4 protein-coding genes are annotated in these 4,530 nt (G+C 50.6%); 3 read left to right on the forward strand and 1 reads right to left on the reverse strand.

Annotated elements, in window-relative coordinates; all coding sequences use genetic code 11:
• Window positions 1-343 precede the first annotated feature (343 nt).
• The 3 genes from KDK14_RS12785 to KDK14_RS12795 all read left to right on the forward strand — a co-directional run bounded on the left by KDK14_RS12785 (window position 344) and on the right by KDK14_RS12795 (window position 2,482).
• Entirely contained in the window at window positions 344-1,099 is a 756-nt protein-coding gene (locus KDK14_RS12785; RefSeq protein WP_257265528.1) for an ankyrin repeat domain-containing protein, read from the forward strand.
• 6 nt (window positions 1,100-1,105) lie between these two features.
• The gene (locus KDK14_RS12790; RefSeq protein WP_257265531.1) at window positions 1,106-1,615 is read left to right on the forward strand and encodes an ankyrin repeat domain-containing protein; all 510 of its coding nucleotides are present in this window, start codon (window positions 1,106-1,108) and stop codon (window positions 1,613-1,615) included.
• Window positions 1,616-1,717: 102 nt separating this feature from the next.
• Window positions 1,718-2,482, forward strand: coding sequence for an SDR family oxidoreductase (locus KDK14_RS12795; RefSeq protein ID WP_257265529.1), 765 nt, complete (start codon window positions 1,718-1,720; stop codon window positions 2,480-2,482).
• 101 nt (window positions 2,483-2,583) lie between these two features.
• On the opposite strand, the gene KDK14_RS12800 is transcribed toward KDK14_RS12795, so the two are convergent.
• Window positions 2,584-4,530: PEP/pyruvate-binding domain-containing protein (locus KDK14_RS12800; protein WP_257265530.1), on the reverse strand; the 1,947-nt coding region annotated here is incomplete at its 5' end.

Below are 4,530 nucleotides of genomic sequence, written 5' to 3' on the forward strand. Positions count from 1 at the left end.
TTTCATCTCTGAGGGTGGCGCAAAATATTTTCACGCGCCATGGGCATTTGTGGTTCGATTTCAAATCTGTCAACCTATATCAATGTCCCTGTTTACGGGGCTTTTAAGCTTAAGTCGGTGGCATTGGGCTAAACCCTGGCTTTAATGAAGTTAAGGCCGGTGCTCTTTGAGCCCGGCTTTTTTTATTGGCAATATTTCTGGCAACACGCCTCACTCATGCCTTTGCGGTATAACCCATGCTGATAGTGTCTCTACAGAGGCACTCGTTATGATGGAATTTTATCTCTTGTTTATTGTCTGAAAGAAAAATTCCAAACCGCGAATCGCGAACAGAGGTGTGAAAATGGAAAGTGTCAGGGGTAACATCAACAATCCTTCGTTTAATAGCATTACCCGCCAGGGCGAAGATGGCAATGCTGCCGGGCAATTTGCTTCCTGGTCGCGGGTCGAAATGTCTGGTCAGGATGGACGGCAGCTTCATCCTGATCATATTGACCATACCTCGGATCAGGAGCACCCCAAACTGAATCAAAGGGGTTGTGTCGAATGTCAACAGCAACCCCGGTCGTCGCTTCCCCGTCAATCCGGGCCATCGTCTGTTAGCCCTGCACTGGAAAGCGCCCTTCACGCTGGAGATATGCAAGCCCTCGAACAGAGTCTGAAGATAAGCAGTGAACGTGGTGTCAACATACACGAATATGGCCACTTGCTTTTTATCGCTTTGGAGACAGAAAATTTTGCAGGTTTTAAACGATTGTGCGAGGCCGGTGTCAATGTCAATGTTACTAATGAGATGGGCCAAACGCCCCTGCATACAACCGCCTTCGAGGGCAAAGAGGATTACCTGCAACTACTGATTGATTTCGGCGCAAAGGTCAATGTCGGTAATGATTGCGGCTACACCCCCCTGCACGAGGCCTGCATGAACGATAACGTTGGCTGCGCGCAACGACTGATTAACTGCCAGGCGAATGTCAATGCCGTCGGTATTTTCCGTCACACGCCCATGCTCCTGGCTGTTTATAACGATAGCAGCAACTGCCTGAAACTACTTATCGACTTCGGGGCAAGGGTTAATGGCGCTAATATCATCAACTAGACCCCCCTGCACTGCGCCGCCGAAAGAGGATGCGCCAAAAGCCTGAGGGTACTGCTCAATACTGAAGAGGTGAATGTCAATGCCATCGCTAATGCAGGCCGCACGCCTCTGCACATGGCAGCCAGTGAGAACAGAAGCGATATCCTGGATGAACTGCTCACTCACAGGAAAGTGAATGCCAATGCCACCGATTTTTGCGGCAAAACACCGTTGCACATCGCCGCCGAAGGTGAGAAAACCCGCAGTGTGCAAGCGTTACTCAAAAACAGCAAAGTGCTTGTCAATGCCAAAAATAATTTTGGCAAAACCCCTCTGAGTTGCGCCGCCCAAATGGGCAAGGCTCGTAGCTTGGAGTTGCTGCTCACTCACCCGGAACTGAATATCAATGTCATCGATAAAATAGGTTTTACGCCCCTGGACTGGGCCATCAGTGAAGGTCGCGACCGATGTGCAGAACTCCTGCTTGCCAGAGGGGCAAAAAAGGCGGAGGATCTGCAGCGATGCCCTATTTTGTGAGGGTACCATAGGCATTGCATCTACTGATGAAGGCGGTTTATAAGGTACCCGGATAAAACGGTTGTAAACTGCCACAGTAAAAATGTAATGGAGTCACGCAGAATGAGTTCATCCACTGTTTTGATCACAGGGGCAACCTCTGGTTTTGGTTTGGCCACTGCCCGGCTATTTGCCCGACATGGCTACTCCCTGATCATCACCGGCCGTCGTTCAGAACGGCTTGAGGCATTAGCGGAAGAGTTGGTGCCTCAAGTACCGGTTCACAGTGTCACCCTGGACGTTCGCGATACCGGGGCGGTGTCCGATATGGTGGATTCACTGCCAGACGACTTTCGGAATATTGAGGTTCTGGTCAATAATGCCGGTCTTGCCCTGGGTGCCGGGCCGGCCTGGGAGGCCAGCCTGACAGACTGGCACACCATGATTGATACCAACGTGACCGGGCTGGTGAATGTGACCCACAAGTTGCTGCCTATTCTGCGTGAGCAACCCAAAGCCTCCATCATTAACCTGGCGTCGGTGGCCGCTAACTGGGCTTATCCGGGCAGTCATGTCTATGGAGGAAGTAAGGCATTTGTCGCCCAGTTCTCCCGTAACCTGCGCTGTGACCTGGCGGGCAGCGCCGTGCGGGTGACCAGCCTTGAGCCGGGCATGTGTGAGACCGAGTTTTCGTTGGTGCGCTTTAAGGGGGACCAGGCGAAAAGCGACAGTATCTATAAAGGCGTGAACCCGCTTCGTCCGGAGGACATTGCTGACATTATCCTCTGGATTGCCCGGCAGCCGCCGCATATCAATATCAACAGTCTGGAAGTAATGCCAACCTCCCAGGCCTGGGATAATTTCAAAGTGGTTCGAACAACGGACTGATGATTAAGTGTTAATTCAGTGAGAATTATTTTCAAACGTATGAGCGATTTGTCATCACCCCCAAAATCATCATAAACGTGAAGACCAGTGAGAAACCAATTTTAAAGAACATTGGTCAGGTAATAAAATGCTGTGTGAAAAGTTAATGAATGAACAGCACCAGGAAATTGTCGCGGGAATAGAATCTTTGGATTTTGACAAAAAATGTCTTTAATGGTGTGAATCTTTTCAGGCTGTGATTTGTTGATTGATACGTCCATGCATTCCATTCCTGACAGAATGTACATCAAGGTCACAAAGCCCGCTTTTAACGCCAATGTGGAATTAACCCGGGTGTATTCTATGGTCATTGTTCCTTCGCATTGATTGAAACTGATCGCCATTGGCTGTGAATCTATTTCAATTGATGCACAGCGCAGTGTCTGGACCAAAAACCAGAAACGCTTCAATCTACCTTGCAGGTCAATATTGTCCCGGGAAAAATCATCAGCGATGTGGAGGGTAAGTGTACGGTTCTTAACACCTTCGGCCTGTTCCATCATCGTTATGGTGTAGACGAGTGTTCCGAGGGCCACTTTAATATTGGCAGCAGCCACCATATTAAGCATGCAAAGCATTTGTGCGTTAACTTTGGCCAGTATTGATTTGTAATTGTCGTTTAAAAGTCCAGAAACACCCTGGGGGAGGAGATCGATCTGCGTTCTATCTCTAACTTTTTTGGCAATTTTGGTGATTTCTCCCTGATCGGATGCTTCAGCCACTGGGGGGAGAGCGCTGATAAATCGCTGATGAAGCCAGTAAATCAGGTCGCGGGCAGAATGTATATCGCACACTTTTCCAGGCTGGTTCAGTTTTTGTAAAGCATCCCCCAGGGCCTGGCAATCTCTCAGCCAATGCCTGAATTTCGGGGGCTGTTCGGGTAATTCCTGGTCGGTAATCAGCGGTGTGACCACTTTTGGGTACAGGTCATTAATGGCATCCTCCAGGCATCGCCATTGTTCTTTAAGAAATGGGAGTTCATTGATAAAGGACTGGACTTCCGACGGTCTTGCACCCGCCTTGCACCCGGTGGCCAGATCTAAAAAACGACGATAACCGGATACAAATTGGTGCAAACTCTCCTTTAGTGACAGGATTTCCAAAGCCAGTTGCAGTAATAGCATCGATCTGTTTGGTGACATGCTGACTGCCTTACTTTGCCCGGGGCCAAGGCAGCGGCTTATTAACCGGTCGGCATGAAAATAGTCCAGCAATCTGGCAGTTTGTTGATTTATCCAGCCAAACCCTTCGTCGACACGGGTGAAGTCTGGTGATTCTGCAGGACCGTTGGTGGGGGAGCTGATGCTATCCGGGTCGGCAGTGGTGCTGTTGGATTGGTCCTCTGTCAGCAGCCAGGCCCCGGGGCGGTCGGCAAAACTGCCTGCCACCCGGGATAAACTACTGGGGCAACCTTCACTGACCATGATTCCTTCCGCCAGGGGCAGGGCCGTAGATTCTGCCGGGGAATGGGTGCTGCCCTGCGACCGGGTTACTGGCCGGAACTGGAACAGGTAAGGTGCCGGCCCGTCACCCACACCGAACGTAAAATACACCGGGCAACAGACAATATCCTCCAGGTTTTGTGCATATTGCAGTAGTTTTTTCAATGTTGCATCAGCAAGCAGGTGTTCTTTTGTATCTGTGGTTGCTGCTGTGGCCTGTTCGAGATAACCCTCTTCATGGGTAACTTTTACCAGGGCAAGCTGTGTCGCAATGTCTCCCGGGGTAAACTGGTAATCCAGTTCACTGTCTTCGCCACCCCAGCGCCTGATCGTATAGCGATGGGGTTGGGTGCCCGATTGTCCGGCACGGGGTTGACCCAGTGTATAGTCCACCTGCATGGTATCGTCATCAAGCGTTGAGTGGCTGAATACTACGCCCCCCAACCGGCAATGGATGCATTGCGGCAAGATCAGTGCCATGGCTTTTACCTGCCCGATGGGGCAGGCTTCAGGCCGGTAAGCGGACGACAGCACTTGCAGGCAGGTTTTCAGGATATCGCCGCCACC

Origin of the sequence: Endozoicomonas sp. ONNA2 (assembly GCF_024606365.1) — a bacterium.
Lineage (GTDB): Bacteria > Pseudomonadota > Gammaproteobacteria > Pseudomonadales > Endozoicomonadaceae > Endozoicomonas.